The following is a 19760-nucleotide window of genomic DNA, read 5'->3' on the forward strand; positions in this document are numbered from 1 at the left end:
AGTGTGTCACAACAACATCGACTGTCGCTGCTCCTAAAACTCTATATTATTTCATCATTGATGCGCCCGGTGCTCGTTAAGGCGACCGTGCGGACTAATTAGTCTGCTTTGTTTTTTTTATTATTCCCCCACCCCCCCCCTCGTTTTTCCCATTGAGGCTGACGGCTATCTCGATTTTTACGTTGACCGACCGCTGGGGATGAAGGGCTATATCCTCAACCTGACCGTGCGCGGAGAGGGGGTGATCAAGAATGGCGATCAGACCTTCGTCTGCCGTCCGGGTGATATTCTGCTCTTCCCGCCGGGTGAAATTCATCACTATGGTCGTCATCCCGATGCCCGGGAGTGGTATCACCAGTGGGTCTACTTCCGCCCGCGCGCTTACTGGCAGGAGTGGCTGGCCTGGCCGTCGATGTTTGCCCATACCGGCTTTTATCGCCCGGATGAAGCGCATCAGCCGCAGTTTCGGGAGCTGTTTGCCCAGATCATCGAGGCCGGGCAGGGCGGGGGGCGCTATGCCGAGCTGCTGGCCATCAACCTGCTGGAACAGCTGCTGCTGCGCCGGATGGAGGCGATCAATGAATCGCTCAACCCGCCGCTGGATCACCGGGTGCGCGAAGCCTGCCAGTACATCAGCGACCACCTGGCGGACAGCCAGTTTGATATCGCCAGCGTCGCCCAGCATGTCTGCCTGTCGCCGTCGCGTCTGTCGCACCTGTTCCGCCAGCAGCTGGGGGTGAGCGTACTGAGCTGGCGCGAGGATCAGCGCATCAGCCAGGCCAAGCTGCTGCTCAGCACCACCCGCATGCCAATTGCCACCGTCGGGCGCAACGTGGGCTTTGAGGATCAGCTCTACTTTTCCCGGGTCTTTAAAAAATGCACCGGCGCCAGCCCCAGCGAATTTCGCGCAGGGTGTGAATAGAAAGTAAATAAAACTAAACAAGTTCGCTGGATCCTGTTCACACCCGGTAAACTATTCAGACAATTGTTGTCTTGACGCAGCAGGGCGCTCTTCGCAGAATCCCTGCTTCGTCACCTGACCGGAACTGTTATGCAGGCATTGCTGGAACATTTTATTACCCAGTCCGTTACCTATTCGCTCGTCGCCGTCGCGCTCGTGGCCTTCCTGGAATCTCTGGCGCTGGTTGGACTGATCCTGCCCGGCACGGTGATGATGGCCGGGCTCGGCGCGCTGATTGGCAGTGGCGAGGTTAACTTCTGGCAGGCGTGGCTGGCGGGGATCGTCGGCTGTCTGCTGGGCGACTGGATCTCATTCTGGCTGGGCTGGCGCTTTAAAAAGCCGCTGCACCGCTGGTCATTCATGAAAAAGAACAAAGCCCTGCTCGATAAAACCGAGCATGCCCTGCATCAACACAGCATGTTTACCATTCTGGTGGGGCGATTTGTTGGCCCGACGCGCCCCCTGGTGCCGATGGTGGCGGGGATGCTGGATCTGCCGGTGGCGAAATTTATCGTGCCGAACCTGATTGGCTGTCTGTTCTGGCCGCCAATTTACTTCCTGCCGGGCATCCTGGCCGGCGCGGCAATCGATATTCCTGCCGGTGTACAGAGCGGGGGCTTCCGCTGGCTGCTGCTGGCGACCGCGCTGCTGCTGTGGCTGGCGGCCTGGCTCTGCTGGCGGCTGTGGCGCAGCGGGAAAGCGTCCTCGGATCGCCTCAGCCGCTATCTGCCGCGTGGACGCTTATTCTGGCTGGCTCCCGTCACCCTGGGCGTGGCGCTGGTGGCACTGGTGATGCTGGTCCGTCACCCGATGATGCCGGTGTATGGCGAGATCCTGCTTAAGGTTGTCAGCCGCTGATCGGCATCAGTGGATCCCCAGCAGGCGCGACGCGCTCGCGTTTCCGCTTGCCAGCTGTTCCGTATCGCCATCCCAGGCGATACGGCCATCGGCAATCACCACCGACCGGGGGGCGATCCTGAGTGCATCTTCCACACTGTGCGATACCATCAGCATCGTCAGCTGCTGGCGCTCGCACACCTCTTTGACCAGCAGCAGCATCTCCTGGCGTAAGGCGGGATCGAGTGCCGAAAAGGGCTCGTCCAGCAGCAGGACAGGCTGCTCACGCACCAGACAGCGCGCCAGCGCGACGCGCTGACGCTGACCGCCCGAAAGCTCACCCGGCAGGCGCTCCAGCAGATCGCCGATCCCTATCTGCAGCGCGATGTCGCTTAGCTTCTGCTGTTGCACTGCGTTGAGCCTGAGGCCGGGATGCATGCCCAGGCCAATGTTCTGGCGCACGTTCAGATGAGTGAAGAGATTGTTTTCCTGAAACAGCATCGACACCGGGCGCGCAGCAGGCGGCGTGCGGGTGTGATCGTGACCATTAAGGGTGATGCTGCCGTTGGCCGGTTGCAGAAAACCGGCGATCAGATTGAGAAGGGTGCTTTTCCCGGCGCCGCTGGGGCCGAGCACGGCGATAAGTTCGCCCCGGCGCACGGACAAGTTGAAGCGCATCGGCAGGTGCTGATAAAGCCAGGTTACATCAGTCAGTTTTAACATCACGCCCCGGTAGTTTTTCGATAACGGTAAATAACGCAAAGCAGAGCAGCAGCAGCAGTAGCGCCGTGACGGCCCCGTCCTGGCTGCGATACGAGCCGATCTGCTGATAAAGCCAGAACGGCAGGGTGCGGAAATCATCATTGCCAAACAGCGCCACCACGCCGAAATCGCCGATCGACAGTACGCAGGCAAAGGCCAGCGCCTGGGCCAGCGGGCGCTTCAGGGCGCGCAGCTCTACCACCTTCAGCCGCTGCCAGCCGTGCATCCCCAGCGAGTCGCAAAGCAGGGTGTAGCGGGCGCTGAGGTCGCGCATCGGATTTTCCAGCACTTTCAGCGCGTAGGGAATGGCCATCAGGGCGTTGGTGAAGATGACAATGCCATCGGCCGATTCGGGCAGGCCAACGGTGCTGTTGAACAGCAGGAAAAAGCCGCTCGCCAACACGATGCCGGGCATCGCCAGGATCAGCATGCCGCTGAGATCCAGCGCCTGTCCGGCCACAATCGCCTGACGGGCATAGAGCTCCCGGCTGCTCCACAGCAGCATCATGGTCAGCAGGACGCAAAGCAGCCCGGCGCCCAGGGCAATGCGCAGCGAAGTGCCCAGCGCCTGCCATAGCACCGGCTGTTGCAGCACCGACACCAGGTTAAGATTCAGGCCATCCACCACCACCGCCAGCAGCGGCGGGAGCAACAGCAGCAGGGCGAGGGTGATGAGCAGGCCATCGGTCAGGCGGCTGCGCAGGCTATCCTGCGGATCGCGCCAGCCGGCAAGCTGGCTGGCGCCGATGGGGATCGCTTTTCCCAACCGCTGGCTCAGCATCACCAGCCCCAGACAGCAGACCATCTGCACCATCGCCAGTAGCGCCGCGCGGCCCGGATCGTAGTCGTAACTCAGGGCCTGATAGATGGCGAGCTCGATGGTGGTGGCCTGCGGCCCGCCGCCGAGTGAGAGCACGGTGGCGAAGCTGGCAAAGCAGAGCATAAAGATCAGGGCGGCGACGGGGGGGATCTGGCGGCGCAGCCATGGCCATTCGACAAAACGGAAAAATGACCCGCCGCGCATCCCGAGCTGGGCGGCAAGCTGGCGCTGTTCGCCGGGGATATTTTCCAGCGCCTGTAAGAGCAGGCGCGTTGCCATCGGCATGTTGAAAAAGAGGTGCGCCAGCAGGATCCCCTGCAGGCCATAGGGCGAGAAGCGCCACTCCAGCCCGAGTGCCTGGAATAGCGCGGCCAGCCAGCCCTGACGCCCGTAAACGCTGAGAATACCAAATACCGCCACCAGTACCGGCAGGATCAGGGTCATGGCGCACAGGCGCAGCAGCGCCTGCCTGCCAGGGAAGCGACGCCGGTAGAGCGCGCGGGCAAGAAATATCGCGGGCACGACGGAGAGCAGGGCGGAGAGAAACGCCTGCCAGAACGAGAAGCGGATAACGTGCCACAGATAGCTGTCGTGCAGAAGCGCCGCGACGTCGGTGGCTGGCGCGTTAAACCACAGCGCCAGAAATGCGCCCAGGGCGACGGCCACCATCAGCGTGGCGGCCAGCAGCCCCGGCAGCAACCAGCCGGCGATTAACGGCTGACGGCGCGTTGCCATTCACTGACCCATGCTGCACGTTTCCCGGCCACTTCCTGCGGGGTAAATTCCAGCGTGGTTTGCGGTTTCACCAGGGTGTCAAAACCTGCCGGTAACGTCACATTGGTCACCGGGTACATCCAGTTGCCGGTCGGGATGGCGTTCTGGAACGACGGAGAAACCATAAATTTCAGGAACTTCTCAGCCAGCTCCGGCTGTTTGCTGGCTGCGGTCCGGGCGGCGACCTCAACCTGCAGATAGTGACCTTCAGCAAAGTCAGCGGCGGCATAGTTCTCTTTTTTCTCGGCGATGATGTGGTACGCCGGGGAGGTGGTATAGCTCAGCACCAGATCGCTTTCCCCTTTCAGGAACAGACCATAGGCTTCGCTCCAGCCTTTGGTCACGGTGACCGTTTTGGCGGCCAGTTTCTGCCAGGCTTCCGGGGTCTTGTCGCCGTAGACCTTTTGCATCCACAGCAGCAGACCCAGCCCCGGGGTGCTGGTGCGCGGATCTTCGTAGATCACCCGCCACTTCTGGTCGCTCTCAACCAGCTCTTTCAGGCTCTTTGGCGGATTTTTCAGCTTGTTTTTGTCGTAGACGAAGGCGAAGTAGCCGTAATCGAAAGGCACAAAGGTGTCGTTCTTCCAGCCGCCAGGGACGTTAACCGCATCGGCCGCCACACCGCTTTTGGCGAACAGCCCGGTCTGGGTGGCTGCTTCCAGCAGATTGTTATCCAGCCCCAGCACCACGTCGGCTTTGCTGTTTTTGCCTTCCATGCGCAGGCGGTTCAGCAGCGAGACGCCATCCTCCAGCGCCACGAACTTCAGCTCGCACTTGCAGTCGGCCTCAAAGGCTTTTTTGACCGCCGGGCCCGGGCCCCAGTCGGCAGCGAAAGAGTCATAGGTGTAGACCGTCAGGACAGGACTGGCAACGGCAGGCAGCGCAACCAGCGCCAACAGGGGAAGAACAGTTTTGAACACTTTGCACCTCATTGTTTGAGAGTGGCAAAGGATTTTGAGCAACAGCCTCAAATCCCTTCGCCGGCGTTATCCGGATCAGGTTCGACGGGTATTTTCTCAGCACACGCTTTCACGCAGCACCCCGTTGAGAACGGCAGTATTGTAATGATTTGGTGAATATTACGAAAGTGTTATGGTTCCGGCGGCGCAAACCACGCCGATTTAAAATCAAACCACCCCAGCGTATTCATACGCAAGCCGCGCATACTGCGCTGCCCCTGGATCATCAGCCAGTGGTGGATCAGCGGGACGATGGCCTGCTGGGCGAGCAGCTGCTGGCACCAGAACGCAAGATTCATCTCACCCGCGCGCCACTCGGCGGCGTCCTGTTGCCAGTCGCGCTCAATACAGTTTTGCAGAAGCGGCACCTCATAGAGATGTGAGAACAGCGAGAAATCCAACGGCAGGGTGTAGTTGACGCTGTTGAGCCAGATGTCGCTCACGATCTCGCCGCGATGCCACTCCTCATAGCTGACCTCCTGAATGTTCAGCGTCACCTGCTCGGCGGCGAGCAGCTCGCTCATCATTCTGGCGATCACCCGATGTTCGATATGTTCGCGATAGAAGGTCAGGGTGAGGCTCTCCAGCCCGGCTGGTTTGTCGCCACGTCCCGGACGGGCATGGTGCCAGCGCGGCAGCAGGCCATATGCCGGGAACCAGTAGGACTGATACACTTCCTCAGCCTGATAGATCAGGTTCGCCGGGGAGAGGATCCGGCTTACCCACTGGCGCACCTCGGCGCTGGCCCCGCGGTGGGAGCGGGCGTCAAACAGCAGATAGTAACAGCCCTCTTCAAGCCGACTTTCCACCGCCTTTTCCCCCTCGGTTGGCCCCTCCAGGGTCAGGCCGACGCTCAGCTCTTCGTTGATATCCGGCAACACCCAGACGTTCACCTCGTCAATCAGCGCCCGGTAGCCGAAGTAATCATCGAAGGCGCGGATCTTCAGCTGGTTATTGTTATTACGGGAAACCGCATACGGCCCGGTGCCCACCGGCAGGCTGGCAAAGTTGTGCATGGTTTCCCACTCCCGCGGCAGGATCATAGATGGCACATACCCCAGCAGCCACGGCAGCCAGCGGTCGGGCTGCGTAAGCTGAATATCGAGCGTCCAGGCGGTGGGTGACTGGACCCGGCTGATGTGTGAATAGAGGGGCAATTCGCGGGCGCGCTGCAGCGAGGCGATAACATCAGCCATCTCCAGCTCGCGGCCATGATGGAAATGGATACCAGGCCGCAAAAAAAATCGCCAGTGCAGAGGAGAAAGCTGCTGCCAGTGGTGGGCAATATCGGCTTCCAGTTCCCCATTTTCCTCATTTATGCGCGTCAGCCCGCTAAAGATTTGCCGCGCCATATGGGTTTCGGAGCGCCGTAATGCACTCCCCGGCAACAGGTTTTTCATCGGACGATAATAGAGCACGCGCAGGATGTGCTTGCCCCGGCGGAAGCTGCGCCCGAGGTGGGAGACCAGCATCTGGCGCACCGCGGCTTTATCGCCGACCAGCTGCACCAGCTGCTCGATGCGATCCTGCTCCAGCAGATCCTCCGCCCGCTGCTGCTGAAGCGCCAGGCCGGTATACAAAAAGGTGAGACGCGAGCGCTTGCCGCGCCCGGCCTCCGCTTCCCAGCTCAGCCACCCCTGCTGCTGCATGGTGTTGAGCAGGGTGCGCATATGGCGGCGCGAACAGCTGAGCAGGTCGGCCAGTTCGCTGAGCGTGGTCTCCCGGGTCTGGCCGTCACAGCACTGCCAGAGGCGAATGAATTGTTGTTGCAGACGACCAGAGGGCATAAAAGAGGAACTCCTGACAAAAAATCAGCAATTTATTAATCCCTATATTAAGCCAATAATTCACTTCGATGAAGCGAGGAGGTAAATATGAAGAGGTCTGCCACAAATCAGTTTTACCAACAGTACTTCTCAGCGACAAAGGGAGTGTCCTGGCTGGCCCGCCGGTGTGCAGAGCAACGGCTGAAAATACTGGAAGAGCTGATGCAGTGGGAGGTGACAACGTCGACCTCGGAACGCTGAATTGCTTCGATCATGTGTGACTGAGTATTGGTGCTAATCACCACGCCAGCAGGTATCATCTGCTGGCTTTTTTCGTTTTCTCGTGCGCTAAAGGAACAGTGATGCTCTGGTTAATGACGATGGGACGCCGTCTCAACGGTGTGTATGCCGCTTTTTTAATGGTGGCGTTTATGATGGGCGTAGCCGGAGCACTGCAGGCGCCGACCCTGAGTCTGTTCCTGAGCCGCGAGGTGGGCGCCCAACCGTTCTGGGTGGGGCTGTTCTATACCGTCAACGCCGTCGCCGGGATCCTGGTCAGCCTGTGGCTGGCGAAGCGTTCGGACAGCCAGGGCGATCGCCGCAAGCTGATCCTCTTTTGCTGCGCGATGGCGATTGGCAACGCGCTGCTGTTTGCCTTTAACCGCCACTACCTGACCTTATTAACCTGCGGCGTACTGTTGGCCTCGATTGCCAATACCGCCATGCCGCAGCTGTTTGCTCTGGCGCGGGAATATGCCGACAGCTCTGCGCGTGAGGTGGTGATGTTCAGCTCGGTGATGCGTGCGCAGCTGTCGCTGGCGTGGGTCATCGGTCCGCCGCTGGCGTTTATGCTGGCGCTTAACTACGGCTTTACCACTATGTTCTCTATTGCGGCGGCCATTTTTGCCATCAGCCTGGCGCTGATCGCCTTCGCGCTGCCTTCTGTGGCCAGGGTGGATTCGGCGACCGCCGTTCCGGTGACGGAGGTAAGCGGCTGGAAAGATAAAAATGTCCGCAGGCTGTTTATTGCGTCCACGCTAATGTGGACCTGTAACACCATGTATATCATCGACATGCCGTTGTGGATCAGCAGCGATCTGGGGCTGCCGGACAAGCTGGCCGGGATCTTAATGGGCACTGCCGCCGGGCTGGAGATCCCGGCAATGATCCTTGCGGGTTATTACGTCAAACACGTTGGTAAACGGCGGATGATGGTGATGGCCGTGGCGGCGGGGGTGCTCTTTTATCTGGGGCTGATCCTCTTCCACAGCCGCGAGGCCTTGCTTGGCCTGCAACTCTTTAACGCGATCTTTATTGGCATCATCGCCGGGATTGGCATGCTCTGGTTCCAGGATCTGATGCCGGGCAGGGCGGGGTCGGCAACCACGCTGTTTACCAACAGTATCTCTACCGGCGTGATCCTGGCGGGGGTGATTCAGGGCGCGCTGGCACAAAGCTACGGCCACTCTGCGGTTTACATGGCTATTGCGGGGATTTCGCTGGTGACGCTGGTGCTCACCTGGCGGGTTAAAGATGTCTGAATAAAAAAAGAGTCCATTGACTGTGCAATGGACTCTTTAGCGTGAGGGCTAAGCCATTAGCCCATAAAGGCTGGCTGCTTGCTCTCGTAGGCGGCAATGGCGTCTTCGTGCTGCAGGGTCAGTCCGATGCTGTCCAGACCGTTAATCATGCAGTGACGGCGGAACGCGTCGATGTTAAAGCTGTAGGTTTTATCCCCGGCTTTTACGACCTGCGCTTCCAGATCCACTTCAAAGGTCATGCCCGGGTTGCCCTGCACCAGGGTAAACAGCTCGTCAACCTGTTCATCACTCAGCGTGACTGGCAGCAGCTGGTTGTTGAAGCTGTTGCCGTAGAAGATGTCGGCAAAGCTCGGGGCAATTACCACTTTGAAACCGTAATCGGTCAGCGCCCACGGCGCATGCTCGCGCGATGAGCCACAGCCGAAGTTTTCCCGCGCCAGCAGGATAGATGCGCCTTTGTACTCAGGAAAGTTCAGCACGAACTCCGGGTTCGGCTGCTGGCCTTTGTCATCCAGAAAACGCCAGTCGTTAAACAGGTGCGCGCCAAAACCGGTGCGGGTTACCTTCTGCAAAAACTGCTTTGGAATGATGGCGTCGGTGTCGACGTTAGCCGCGTCCAGAGGGACCACCAGGCCAGTATGTTGGGTAAATTTCTCTGCCATGATGATCTCCTTATTTCAGACTGCGAATATCGGCGAAGTGGCCGGTCACTGCGGCTGCCGCGGCCATCGCCGGGCTGACCAGATGCGTGCGTCCACCGCGCCCCTGACGACCTTCAAAGTTACGGTTGCTGGTGGAAGCGCAGCGCTCGCCCGGGTTCAGGCGATCGTTGTTCATCGCCAGACACATGGAGCAGCCCGGCAGACGCCATTCAAAGCCTGCTTCAATGAAAATCTTATCCAGACCTTCGGCTTCCGCCTGCGCTTTGACCGGGCCGGAGCCTGGGACCACCAGCGCCTGCACACCCGGCGCCACTTTACGGCCTTTCGCCACTTCTGCCGCGGCGCGCAGATCTTCGATGCGCGAGTTGGTGCAGGAGCCAATAAACACTTTATCAATGCTCACGTCGGTCAACGGTACGCCCGGCTTCAGCCCCATATAGGCCAGCGCTTTCTCTGCGCTGGCGCGCTCAACCGGATCGGCGAACGAGGCCGGATCGGGAACGCTGTCGTTAACGGAGATGACCTGCCCCGGATTCGTGCCCCAGGTGACCTGCGGCGCAATCGCTTCGGCCTGCAGGGTGACCACGGTGTCGAATACCGCACCCTCGTCGGTTTTCAGGGTTTTCCAGTACGCGACCGCGTCGTCAAAATCCTGGCCTTTCGGGGCGTGCAAACGCCCCTTCACATAGTTGAAGGTCGTTTCGTCAGGCGCAACCAGACCAGCTTTCGCACCCATTTCAATCGCCATGTTGCACAGGGTCATACGGCCTTCCATGCTCAGGGCCTGGATTGCGCTGCCGCAGAACTCCACCACATGTCCGGTGCCGCCTGCGCTACCGGTTTTACCGATGATCGCCAGCACGATGTCTTTGGCAGTGATGCCTGGTGCGGCCTCGCCGGTCACCTCAATTTTCATGGTCTTCGCACGGCCCTGTTTCAGGGTCTGGGTCGCCAGCACATGTTCCACTTCGGAGGTGCCGATACCGAAGGCCAGCGCACCGAATGCGCCGTGGGTCGCGGTGTGGGAGTCGCCGCAAACGATGGTCATGCCCGGCAGGGTGATCCCCTGTTCAGGGCCCATCACATGGACGATGCCCTGATACGGGTGATTCAGATCGTACAGCTCAACGCCAAACTCGTTGCAGTTCTTGATCAGCTCCTGCATCTGAATGCGCGCCATCTCACCGGAGGCGTTGATGTCTTTAGTCTGGGTTGAGACGTTATGGTCCATCGTCGCGAAGGTTTTACCCGGCTGGCGCACCGGACGCTTGTGCGCGCGCAGGCCATCGAACGCCTGCGGCGAGGTCACTTCGTGCACCAGATGGCGATCGATATAGAGCAGCGGGGTTTCGTTCTGCGCTTCATAGACCACGTGAGCATCATAAATTTTTTCGTACAACGTCTTCGCCATGATTACACCCCTTCAGCGACATAGCGGGCAATGATATCGCCCATTTCTTCAGTACTGACCGCCGCGTTGCCGCGGGCTAAATCGCCGGTGCGCACACCCTCTTCCAGGGCGCGGTTGATGGCGTTTTCGATCGCGGTAGCTGCCTCGTTAGCATCCAGGCTGTAGCGCAAAAGCAGCGCCAGAGAGAGGATCTGCGCGATCGGGTTGGCGATGTTTTTACCCGCGATATCCGGTGCGGATCCGCCAGCCGGTTCGTACAGGCCAAAACCTTCTTCGTTCAGGCTGGCGGACGGCAGCATCCCCATGGAGCCGGTGATCATCGCGCACTCGTCAGAGAGAATGTCCCCGAACAGGTTGGAACAGAGCAGGACGTCAAACTGGGACGGATCTTTAATCAGCTGCATGGTGGCATTGTCGATGTACATATGCGCCAGCTGAACGTCCGGATACGCCTGAGCAATCTCGTTAACGATTTCGCGCCACAGGATGGAGGATTGCAGCACGTTAGCTTTATCGATCGAGGTCACTTTATGGCCGCGTTTGCGGGCAGATTCGAACGCGATACGGGCGATACGTTCAATCTCAAAACGGTGATACACCTCGGTATCGAACGCTTTTTCGTGCTGACCGCTGCCTTCGCGGCCTTTCGGCTGACCAAAGTAGATACCGCCGGTCAACTCACGGACGCACAGAATGTCGAAGCCGTTGGCGGCGATATCGGCGCGCAGCGGACAGAACTCTTCCAGCCCCTGATAGAGTTTGGCCGGACGCAGGTTGCTGAACAGCTTGAAGTGTTTACGCAGTGGCAGCAGCGCCCCGCGCTCTGGCTGCTCGGCCGGTGGCAGATGTTCCCATTTCGGGCCGCCTACGGAGCCGAACAGGACCGCGTCGGCATTCTCACAGCCGGTCAAGGTTGCCTGCGGCAACGGCGTACCGTGGTTATCGATCGCGATACCGCCTACATCGTAGTGGCTGGTGGTAATTTTCATCGCAAAACGGGTGCGGACAGCGTCCAGCACCTTCAGTGCCTGTGCCATAACTTCGGGACCAATTCCGTCGCCCGGTAACACAGCAATATGGTAATTCTTCGACATTACACGGTTTCCTTATTGTTCTCTTTATTCTGAGCTTTGCGTTGCAACTCTTTTTCGACTTCCGCGGCGCGCCAGATATTGTTCAGGACGTGAACCATCGCTTTGGCGGAGGATTCGACGATATCGGTCGCCAGGCCCACGCCGTGGAAGCGGCGGCCGTTATAGTTGACCACGATGTCTACCTGGCCCAGCGCGTTTTTACCCTGGCCTTTCGCCGTCAGGTCATATTTCACCAGCTCAACGTCATATTCCGTGACGCGGTTAATGGCCTGGTAGATGGCATCTACCGGACCGTTGCCGTTGGCCGCTTCGGCTTTGATCTCGTCGCCGCAGGCCAGCTTGACGGAGGCGGTCGCGATGTCGCTTGAACCCGACTGCACGCTGAAGTAGTCCAGACGGAAATGCTCTGGCTCTTCCTGCTGCTTGTTGATAAACGCCAGCGCTTCCAGGTCGTAGTCAAATACCTGGCCTTTTTTATCGGCCAGCTTCAGGAAGGCGTCGTACAGATGATCCATGTTGTAGTCGGTCTCTTTATAGCCCATCTCTTCCATGCGGTGTTTAACCGCCGCGCGGCCAGAGCGGGAGGTCAGGTTCAGCTGCACCTGATTCAGACCGATCGATTCCGGAGTCATGATTTCGTAGTTTTCGCGGTTCTTCAGCACGCCGTCCTGGTGAATACCGGAGGAGTGAGCGAAGGCACCGGTGCCGACAATCGCTTTGTTCGCTGGGATCGGCATGTTGCAGATCTGGCTCACGGTCTGGCTGGTGCGCCAGATCTCCTGGTGATTGATGCGGGTATGCACATCCATGATGTCCTTGCGCACCTTGATCGCCATGATCACCTCTTCCAGTGAACAGTTGCCGGCGCGCTCACCGATACCGTTCATGGCACCTTCAACCTGACGCGCCCCGGCGTGGACCGCGGCAATGGCATTGCCGACAGCCAGGCCTAAATCGTCGTGGGTGTGAACGGAGATAATCGCTTTATCAATATTCGGCACACGCTCATACAGGCCAGTAATGATCCTGGAGAACTCGAACGGCATGGTGTAGCCGACGGTGTCCGGGATGTTGATAGTGGTGGCACCGGCACGGATGGCCGCTTCAACCACACGGGCCAGATCCTCAATCGGCGTGCGGCCTGCATCTTCACAGGAGAACTCAACGTCGTCAGTATAATTGCGGGCGCGTTTCACCATATAGATGGCGCGCTCGATCACCTCATCCAGGGTGCTGCGCAGCTTGGTGGCGATATGCATCGGCGAGGTAGCAATAAAGGTGTGAATACGGAAGGCTTCGGCGACCTTCAGCGACTCGGCGGCCACATCGATATCTTTCTCGACGCAGCGAGCCAGGGCGCACACACGGCTGTTTTTTACGCTGCGGGCGATGGTCTGAACGGATTCAAAATCCCCCGGGGAAGAGACCGGGAAGCCCACTTCCATTACGTCTACGCCCATACGTTCAAGGGCCAGAGCAATCTGCAATTTCTCTTTAACGCTCAGGCTTGCCTGTAATGCTTGTTCACCGTCACGTAAGGTCGTATCGAAAATAATGACTTGCTGGCTCATGGGTTAGGTCCTTGTCTGAATTTGGGCGCCTTGCTACGAGCATAAAAAAACCCGCGCAGTGGCGCGGGTTTTTTGTCTTAACCAGAGAACGATTCAACGCTGAATTTCGCCCGCCAGTCTACCGCGCACAGTGGATGCGTTTAGTAGTAGTAGACCGGTGAAACGAATGCTGCGAATCATGAATCAAGCTCCAGATAAATAAGATATGCTTTTAGTGGTACTGGATACGCGGAATGATGTCAACCCCTGCCAGGCGAAAACGCCTCTTCGCCTTCGCGACCCGGGCAGAAAGAATTAGCTTATTGTGCTGGTTTTTCCCTTTTTTGCCATTTTCTTATTCTGAGTTATGTGTGCGAATTTATCAGTTGAATCGTTTGCATATACTTTATTGCAATTGTTTAAAATCCAGGAATAATAAGCCAGCGTTTTGAATTCCTTAACTTTCATCACTTTACCATAATAATTTGGGTGTTGCAGGTTAGAAGGTGATTGGTCTGATAAGAGAATGTTAACTAATTTAATTAAGTCACTGTTAATATTTCATTAAAACTTAAATAGGCCTTAACGAAATGCCATATTGTTTATTTGTGAGATCTATGGTTTCATTCGCAATATAAACTAATCGATATGCTTTCTCGCTTTTTTAAGCATGTTTTCTTATCTTATGCCTGAGCTCTGTCACGGCTGGCGGGTATTTATATATTCCTAATTTGTAACATTTCTCTTTAGCTTGTTTTATATGCGTGATAAATCATATTTTCTAAATTTATTGTTACACACGAGGAAAGGAGTTCAGCGTGACAGTGGAGCAGGGTATGTGTGAAGAAAGTAGCGAAAAATCGTCTGTGTCAGAGGGGGCAAAACCACAGCTCCGTACGGTGGACCTGAATCTTTTAACGGTTTTCGATGCGGTCATGCAGGAACAAAATATTACGCGTGCCGCCCAGTCGCTGGGAATGTCTCAGCCCGCTGTCAGTAATGCCGTTGCAAGACTCAAGGTTATGTTTAATGACGAGTTATTCGTTCGTTATGGCCGCGGTATCCAGCCTACTGCCCGTGCCTATCAGCTGTTTGCATCGGTACGTCAGGCGCTTCAGCTTGTGCAGAATGAACTTCCGGGCTCCGGGTTTGATTCAAGCAGCAGCGAGCGTGTTTTCCATCTGTGCGTTTGCAGCCCTCTGGATAATTATCTGACCTCACTTATTTATAATAAAGTCGAGGAAGTTGCGCCCAATATACATTTGGTTTTCAAGTCATCCCTTAACCAGAATACGGAACATCAGCTGCGATATCAGGAGACGGAGTTTGTTATTGGCTACGAAGAATTTCGTCGCCCCGAATTTTCTTGCGTACCGTTATTTAAGGACGAAATGGTACTGGTTACCAGCAAAGCGCATCCGCGCCTTAATGGTATGTTGCAGGAGAGCGATATTTATCGCGAACAGCATGCGGTTGTTGCCCTCGATCGCTACGCCTCTTTTAGCCAGCCGTGGTACGACACGCCAGATAAGCAGGCCTGTGTAGCCTATCAGGGGATGGCAATGGTCAGCGTATTAAATGTTGTCTCGCAAACTCACCTGGTTGCCATCGCCCCGCGCTGGCTGGCTGAAGAGTTTGCCGATCCGTTGAACCTGCGAATTATGGTGTTGCCGCTGAGCCTTAACTCACGCACCTGCTATCTCTCATGGCATGAAGCAGCCGGTCGCGATAAAGGCCATCAGTGGATGGAAGAGCTGCTGGTTAACGTCTGCCGGCGATAAATGCGGTCAGGATAAATTTCAGTGTTATTGCTATTTATCCTGACTTTCTTATCGTTTCTGAAATATTATTCTGCTGAAGATATTTTCATTGCCTTTTCCTGGCCGTAAAAATGGATGAATTACTGTGGCGCCGCCTTTTTAAATGATGAACGCTCACTCCCTCCCGTTCTCGCAGTAGATTTATCCATAACAATTATTAATACCTTATCTTTCTTCTTTTGGGATCCCGCGCCAGCCGAGGTTTGCTAATTGCCTGCCTCACGGCGAGCGGTTATGGTAACTGTCACTCTGCACAATAAAAATCGCCAGGGGTAACCCTGACAAAAAAGACGGCGCAGTGCATATTTCTCCTGTCCGTCTGAAACGATAAGCCTGGAGGCAAATCATGGAGATGTTGTCTGGCGCCGAAATGGTCGTCCGATCGTTAATCGATCAGGGCGTGAAGCAAGTGTTCGGTTACCCGGGAGGCGCGGTCCTCGATATTTATGACGCACTACATACCGTTGGCGGTATCGATCACGTCCTCGTGCGTCATGAGCAAGCTGCCGTGCATATGGCTGATGGACTGGCACGCGCGACAGGTGAGGTGGGGGTCGTGCTGGTAACATCCGGTCCTGGCGCGACGAACGCCATTACGGGTATCGCCACCGCCTATATGGACTCCATTCCAATGGTGGTGCTCTCCGGTCAGGTTGCAACCTCGCTGATTGGCTATGATGCCTTTCAGGAGTGTGACATGGTCGGCATCTCCCGTCCGGTAGTGAAACACAGTTTCCTGGTCAAGCAGACGGAAGATATTCCGGGCGTGCTGAAAAAGGCCTTCTGGCTGGCGGCCAGCGGGCGTCCCGGGCCGGTGGTAGTTGACCTTCCGAAAGATATTCTCAACCCGGCCAATAAATTGCCTTATGTCTGGCCGGAGTCGGTCAGCATGCGTTCGTATAACCCCACGACCCAGGGACATAAGGGACAGATTAAGCGCGCCCTGCAAACCCTGATGGCGGCTAAAAAGCCGGTGGTCTATGTTGGCGGCGGGGCGGTGAACGCCCAGTGTGAAGCACAGCTGCGCGCGCTTATCGAAAAGCTGAACCTGCCGGTGGCCTCTTCATTAATGGGGCTCGGGGCGTTTCCAGCCACCCATCGACAGGCGCTTGGCATGCTCGGTATGCACGGCACATATGAAGCCAATATGACGATGCATAACTCCGATGTCATTTTTGCCGTTGGGGTGCGCTTTGACGATCGCACCACCAATAACCTGGCGAAATATTGCCCTGATGCCACGGTGCTGCACATTGATATCGATCCCACCTCGATTTCCAAAACCGTGCCGGCGGATGTGCCCATTGTGGGCGATGCGCGTCAGGTGCTGGATCAGATGCTGGAGCTGCTGGCGCAGGAAAATTATGCTCAGCCGCTGGATGAGATTCGTGACTGGTGGCTGCAGATTGAGCAGTGGCGTGCGCGTCAGTGCCTGAAATACGATACCCAAAGTGAGAACATTAAGCCGCAGGCGGTGATCGAAACGCTCTGGCAGCTGACCAAAGGCGACGCTTATGTGACCTCGGATGTCGGCCAGCACCAGATGTTTGCCGCCCTCTATTACCCGTTTGATAAGCCACGTCGTTGGATCAACTCCGGTGGTCTGGGCACTATGGGCTTTGGCCTGCCTGCCGCGCTGGGCGTGAAGCTGGCATTACCGGAAGAGACAGTGGTCTGCGTGACCGGCGATGGCAGTATCCAGATGAATATTCAGGAACTCTCCACCGCGCTGCAGTACGAACTGCCGGTGCTGGTGCTCAATCTGAATAACGGCTATCTGGGGATGGTGAAGCAGTGGCAGGATATGATCTATTCCGGTCGCCATTCGCAGTCCTATATGAATTCATTGCCGGATTTTGTGCGTCTGGCAGAGGCTTACGGCCACATTGGTATGCGTATCAGTCATCCGGCAGAGCTGGAAGCGAAGCTCAGTGAAGCCCTTGAGCACGTTAAAAATAACCGCCTGGTCTTTGTCGATGTGGTTGTGGATGGCACCGAGCATGTTTATCCGATGCATATTCGCGGCGGCGGTATGGATGAGATGTGGTTAAGCAAAACGGAGAGAACCTGATGCGCCGGATATTATCTGTATTACTGGAAAACGAGTCCGGTGCGCTGTCGCGCGTGATTGGGCTCTTTGCACAGCGTGGCTACAATATTGAAAGCCTGACGGTAGCGCCGACGGACGATCCCACGCTTTCCCGCATGACCATCCAGACGGTGGGCGATGCCAAGGTGCTGGAGCAGATCGAAAAGCAGCTGCATAAACTGGTAGATGTCTTGCGCGTCAGCGAGCTGGGGCAGGGAGCCTACGTTGAACGTGAGATTATGCTGGTGAAAATTCAGGCCACCGGTTATGGGCGTGAAGAGGTGAAACGCAATGCGGATATCTTCCGCGGGCAGATCATTGATGTCACCCCCTCTATCTACACCGTTCAACTTGCCGGCACCAGCGATAAGCTGGATGCTTTCCTCGCCTCGGTGCGGGATGTGGCAAAAATTGTCGAAGTGGCGCGTTCAGGCGTTGTGGGACTTTCCCGCGGTGACAAAGTGATGCGTTAAAGATAAAAAGTTCGCCTCTCTATTGCCCGGTGCGATTTACCGGGCTTTTTTTTGCGCACCGATGCCGGAGTCGCGACAAAAGCGGTTGCCGCACAGACTATTCTGCGTTTAGATGTTACAAGATTAAGTCATAACCCTGACAAGGTCATGGACTCTTTTATATTTTTTAAGGGGCAATTGTGAAACTGGATGAAATCGCCAGGCTCGCCGGCGTGTCACGAACTACGGCAAGCTATGTGATTAACGGTAAAGCGAAGCAGTATCGGGTCAGCGACAAGACCGTTGAGAAAGTCATGGCAGTGGTTCGTGAACATAACTACCATCCGAATGCTGTCGCCGCCGGCCTGCGTGCCGGGCGCACCCGTTCGATCGGCCTGGTGATCCCGGATCTGGAAAACACCAGTTACACCCGGATCGCAAACTATCTTGAGCGCCAGGCGCGTCAGCGCGGCTATCAACTGTTGATCGCCTGCTCAGAAGATCAGCCCGATAACGAAATGCGTTGCATTGAACATCTGCTCCAGCGTCAGGTCGATGCCATTATCGTTTCAACCTCGTTACCCCCGGAGCATCCTTTCTATCAGCGCTGGGCCAATGATTCATTCCCGATTGTCGCCCTCGACCGTGCGTTAGATCGCGAGCATTTCACTAGCGTAGTCGGTGCCGATCAGGACGATGCTGAAATGCTGGCGGCGGAGCTGCGCACCTTCCCGGCGGAAAATGTCCTTTACCTGGGGGCGTTGCCGGAACTCTCCGTGAGCTTCCTGCGCGAGCAGGGTTTCCGAACCGCCTGGAAAGACGATCCCCGTAAAGTGGATTTCCTCTATGCCAATAGCTACGAGCGCGAAGCCTCGGCGCAGCTGTTTGAGAAGTGGCTGGAAACTCATCCGATGCCGCAGGCGCTGTTCACCACCTCTTTTGCCCTGTTGCAGGGAGTGATGGACGTGACGCTGCGCCGCGAAGGTAAGCTGCCTTCCAATCTGGCAATTGCGACCTTTGGCGATCACGAACTGCTCGATTTCCTGCAGTGTCCGGTGCTGGCAGTCGCCCAGCGTCATCGTGACGTGGCAGAGCGGGTGCTGGAGATTGTGCTGGCGAGTCTCGATGAGCCGCGTAAGCCTAAACCGGGGCTGACGCGCATCCGTCGTAACCTCTATCGTCGCGGCATACTGAGCCGGTCATAAGGGACGCAGGGCAGTGGAAACTGCCCTGAATTTATTGCCTTCATCCACTCAGCAATTCCCTACTCTTTTTAAGATAATTCTTTAAAAAGTATCGCCTGAACGCCTTTTTATTTCACTTTGCTATTTAAAACTTCTTTTCATGTTTATTTAATTGTCATTAATGAGATTATTTGTATTATTTTGTTACACAACCGATCATCATTGCTGAATTATCAGCCATTTTTACCCCGCAAATTTGTCGCCATCCGCTTGCCAGCGTTCGACGCGGCGTCAGCGTTGAATCTGGCGCTGTTCACCCCTGACGATATGGCTTAAAATGCCGCCCGCGTCGCAAACTGACACTTTATATTTGGTTGCGGCGAGATGAGTGATTTTTAACGCTGGTCTGCATATTCGAGTTTTTTCTCACAAATATTCATCACGTTAATTTTGCCTCGCCAGTTGTACGGTTAATAGCCTGATTAACTTCCGTTCGTAAATCAGTAACATTTAGACTGATGTCGCGGAAGTCCTGGCTTGACAAGCTTTTCCATCGCTCCGTAAACTCCCTTAAGTGGGAATTTGTGGGTAAAAGTGGTGAGGAGGGGTGAGACTGGCATGTTCCGTGGAGCGACGTTAGTCAATCTCGACAGCAAAGGGCGTTTGTCGGTACCAACCCGATATCGCGACCAGCTGAACGAGAGCGCTTCTGGTCAAATGGTCTGCACCATTGACATCAACCACGCCTGCCTGCTGCTTTACCCCTTGCCTGAATGGGAAATCATTGAGCAAAAGCTGTCTCGACTGTCGAGCATGAACCCGCAGGAACGTCGCGTACAGCGGCTGTTATTGGGTCATGCCAGTGAATGTCAGATGGATAGCGCGGGGCGTTTATTGATTGCGCCAGTGCTGCGGCAGCATGCGGGTCTGACAAAAGAAGTGATGCTGGTCGGACAGTTCAATAAGTTTGAACTGTGGGATGAAACGGCCTGGTATCAACGGGTCAAGGAAGATATCGACGCTGAGCAGTCTGATTCCGCGACATTGTCGGAACGATTGCAGGATTTGTCTCTATAAA

The 19760-nt window shown here is 56.3% G+C and carries 17 protein-coding genes, 1 pseudogene and 1 riboswitch; of the genes and pseudogenes, 9 read left to right on the plus strand and 9 right to left on the minus strand.

Annotated elements, in window-relative coordinates:
• Nucleotides 1–148 precede the first annotated feature (148 nt).
• Both araC and WFM46_RS01485 read left to right on the plus strand, forming a co-directional pair.
• Nucleotides 149–922, plus strand: a pseudogene (gene araC, locus WFM46_RS01480) (arabinose operon transcriptional regulator AraC); the annotation flags it as partial.
• A 129-nt stretch (nucleotides 923–1051) separates the two neighbouring features.
• Nucleotides 1052–1819 (plus strand): DedA family protein, encoded by a 768-nt coding sequence (locus WFM46_RS01485; RefSeq protein ID WP_103178247.1) that lies wholly within the window; start codon nucleotides 1052–1054, stop codon nucleotides 1817–1819.
• Between the two features lie 6 nt (nucleotides 1820–1825).
• On the opposite strand, the gene thiQ is transcribed toward WFM46_RS01485, so the two are convergent.
• The 4 genes from thiQ to sgrR all read right to left on the minus strand — a co-directional run bounded on the left by thiQ (nucleotide 1826) and on the right by sgrR (nucleotide 6900).
• Nucleotides 1826–2521 (minus strand): thiamine ABC transporter ATP-binding protein ThiQ, encoded by a 696-nt coding sequence (gene thiQ / locus WFM46_RS01490; RefSeq protein ID WP_336996943.1) that lies wholly within the window; start codon nucleotides 2519–2521, stop codon nucleotides 1826–1828.
• On the minus strand, nucleotides 2505–4115 hold the full coding sequence (gene thiP, locus WFM46_RS01495; protein ID WP_336996944.1) for a thiamine/thiamine pyrophosphate ABC transporter permease ThiP: 1611 nt from the start codon (nucleotides 4113–4115) through the stop codon (nucleotides 2505–2507). The genes thiQ and thiP overlap by 17 nt, the downstream gene beginning before the upstream one ends.
• On the minus strand, nucleotides 4091–5074 hold the full coding sequence (gene thiB / locus WFM46_RS01500; protein ID WP_159339990.1) for a thiamine ABC transporter substrate binding subunit: 984 nt from the start codon (nucleotides 5072–5074) through the stop codon (nucleotides 4091–4093). Before thiB ends, thiP begins: the two co-directional genes overlap by 25 nt.
• A 34-nt stretch (nucleotides 5075–5108) precedes the next feature.
• Nucleotides 5109–5208: riboswitch (TPP riboswitch) on the minus strand.
• A gap of 36 nt (nucleotides 5209–5244) precedes the next feature.
• Entirely contained in the window at nucleotides 5245–6900 is a 1656-nt protein-coding gene (gene sgrR, locus WFM46_RS01505; RefSeq protein WP_336996945.1) for an HTH-type transcriptional regulator SgrR, read from the minus strand.
• An 87-nt stretch (nucleotides 6901–6987) separates the two neighbouring features.
• Between sgrR and sgrT the strand changes: the two genes are divergently transcribed.
• On the plus strand, nucleotides 6988–7140 hold the full coding sequence (gene sgrT / locus WFM46_RS01510; RefSeq protein ID WP_103178252.1) for a glucose uptake inhibitor SgrT: 153 nt from the start codon (nucleotides 6988–6990) through the stop codon (nucleotides 7138–7140).
• A 101-nt stretch (nucleotides 7141–7241) separates the two neighbouring features.
• On the plus strand, nucleotides 7242–8420 hold the full coding sequence (locus WFM46_RS01515; protein WP_336996946.1) for a sugar efflux transporter: 1179 nt from the start codon (nucleotides 7242–7244) through the stop codon (nucleotides 8418–8420).
• A gap of 56 nt (nucleotides 8421–8476) precedes the next feature.
• Here WFM46_RS01515 and leuD read toward each other — a convergent pair whose 3' ends face one another.
• The 5 genes from leuD to leuL all read right to left on the minus strand — a co-directional run bounded on the left by leuD (nucleotide 8477) and on the right by leuL (nucleotide 13338).
• Entirely contained in the window at nucleotides 8477–9082 is a 606-nt protein-coding gene (gene leuD, locus WFM46_RS01520; RefSeq protein ID WP_180209028.1) for a 3-isopropylmalate dehydratase small subunit, read from the minus strand.
• 10 nt (nucleotides 9083–9092) lie between these two features.
• Entirely contained in the window at nucleotides 9093–10493 is a 1401-nt protein-coding gene (gene leuC / locus WFM46_RS01525; RefSeq protein ID WP_103823236.1) for a 3-isopropylmalate dehydratase large subunit, read from the minus strand.
• A 2-nt stretch (nucleotides 10494–10495) separates the two neighbouring features.
• Nucleotides 10496–11587, minus strand: coding sequence for a 3-isopropylmalate dehydrogenase (gene leuB, locus WFM46_RS01530; RefSeq protein WP_180209027.1), 1092 nt, complete (start codon nucleotides 11585–11587; stop codon nucleotides 10496–10498).
• Entirely contained in the window at nucleotides 11587–13158 is a 1572-nt protein-coding gene (gene leuA / locus WFM46_RS01535) for a 2-isopropylmalate synthase (protein ID WP_103178257.1), read from the minus strand. Before leuA ends, leuB begins: the two co-directional genes overlap by 1 nt.
• Nucleotides 13159–13251: 93 nt before the next feature.
• The gene (gene leuL / locus WFM46_RS23790; protein WP_103178258.1) at nucleotides 13252–13338 is read right to left on the minus strand and encodes a leu operon leader peptide; all 87 of its coding nucleotides are present in this window, start codon (nucleotides 13336–13338) and stop codon (nucleotides 13252–13254) included.
• Nucleotides 13339–13973: 635 nt separating this feature from the next.
• On the opposite strand from leuL, the gene leuO reads away from it, so the two are divergent.
• From leuO to mraZ, 5 genes are all read left to right on the plus strand, one after another.
• Complete coding sequence (leuO, locus tag WFM46_RS01540) at nucleotides 13974–14918, plus strand: transcriptional regulator LeuO (RefSeq protein ID WP_180209062.1); 945 nt, start codon at nucleotides 13974–13976, stop codon at nucleotides 14916–14918.
• A 385-nt stretch (nucleotides 14919–15303) separates the two neighbouring features.
• Nucleotides 15304–17028, plus strand: a complete 1725-nt coding sequence (ilvI, locus tag WFM46_RS01545) for an acetolactate synthase 3 large subunit (RefSeq protein WP_180209026.1) — start codon at nucleotides 15304–15306, stop codon at nucleotides 17026–17028.
• Entirely contained in the window at nucleotides 17028–17519 is a 492-nt protein-coding gene (gene ilvN, locus WFM46_RS01550) for an acetolactate synthase small subunit (RefSeq protein ID WP_032616525.1), read from the plus strand. Before ilvI ends, ilvN begins: the two co-directional genes overlap by 1 nt.
• A gap of 179 nt (nucleotides 17520–17698) precedes the next feature.
• Nucleotides 17699–18703 (plus strand): catabolite repressor/activator, encoded by a 1005-nt coding sequence (cra, locus tag WFM46_RS01555; protein WP_103178261.1) that lies wholly within the window; start codon nucleotides 17699–17701, stop codon nucleotides 18701–18703.
• 597 nt (nucleotides 18704–19300) lie between these two features.
• Entirely contained in the window at nucleotides 19301–19759 is a 459-nt protein-coding gene (mraZ, locus tag WFM46_RS01560) for a division/cell wall cluster transcriptional repressor MraZ (RefSeq protein ID WP_103178262.1), read from the plus strand.
• The last annotated feature ends 1 nt before the right edge of the window (nucleotide 19760 follow it).

The sequence above is a fragment of the Leclercia sp. M50 genome (assembly GCF_037150775.1).
Lineage (GTDB): Bacteria > Pseudomonadota > Gammaproteobacteria > Enterobacterales > Enterobacteriaceae > Enterobacter.

What these genes read in the sequence shown, in the direction of transcription:
- leuB (WP_180209027.1), bottom strand. Translation starts at nt 11,587, where the DNA reads ATGTCGAAGAATTACCATATTGCTGTGTTACCGGGCGACGGAATTGGT.
- leuD (WP_180209028.1), bottom strand. Translation starts at nt 9,082, where the DNA reads ATGGCAGAGAAATTTACCCAACATACTGGCCTGGTGGTCCCTCTGGAC.
- leuA (WP_103178257.1), bottom strand. Translation starts at nt 13,158, where the DNA reads ATGAGCCAGCAAGTCATTATTTTCGATACGACCTTACGTGACGGTGAA.
- leuC (WP_103823236.1), bottom strand. Translation starts at nt 10,493, where the DNA reads ATGGCGAAGACGTTGTACGAAAAAATTTATGATGCTCACGTGGTCTAT.
- ilvI (WP_180209026.1), top strand. Translation starts at nt 15,304, where the DNA reads ATGGAGATGTTGTCTGGCGCCGAAATGGTCGTCCGATCGTTAATCGAT.
- WFM46_RS01515 (WP_336996946.1), top strand. Translation starts at nt 7,242, where the DNA reads ATGCTCTGGTTAATGACGATGGGACGCCGTCTCAACGGTGTGTATGCC.
- sgrT (WP_103178252.1), top strand. Translation starts at nt 6,988, where the DNA reads ATGAAGAGGTCTGCCACAAATCAGTTTTACCAACAGTACTTCTCAGCG.
- ilvN (WP_032616525.1), top strand. Translation starts at nt 17,028, where the DNA reads ATGCGCCGGATATTATCTGTATTACTGGAAAACGAGTCCGGTGCGCTG.
- sgrR (WP_336996945.1), bottom strand. Translation starts at nt 6,900, where the DNA reads ATGCCCTCTGGTCGTCTGCAACAACAATTCATTCGCCTCTGGCAGTGC.
- thiP (WP_336996944.1), bottom strand. Translation starts at nt 4,115, where the DNA reads ATGGCAACGCGCCGTCAGCCGTTAATCGCCGGCTGGTTGCTGCCGGGG.
- WFM46_RS01485 (WP_103178247.1), top strand. Translation starts at nt 1,052, where the DNA reads ATGCAGGCATTGCTGGAACATTTTATTACCCAGTCCGTTACCTATTCG.
- leuL (WP_103178258.1), bottom strand. Translation starts at nt 13,338, where the DNA reads ATGATTCGCAGCATTCGTTTCACCGGTCTACTACTACTAAACGCATCC.
- thiQ (WP_336996943.1), bottom strand. Translation starts at nt 2,521, where the DNA reads ATGTTAAAACTGACTGATGTAACCTGGCTTTATCAGCACCTGCCGATG.
- mraZ (WP_103178262.1), top strand. Translation starts at nt 19,301, where the DNA reads ATGTTCCGTGGAGCGACGTTAGTCAATCTCGACAGCAAAGGGCGTTTG.
- leuO (WP_180209062.1), top strand. Translation starts at nt 13,974, where the DNA reads ATGTGTGAAGAAAGTAGCGAAAAATCGTCTGTGTCAGAGGGGGCAAAA.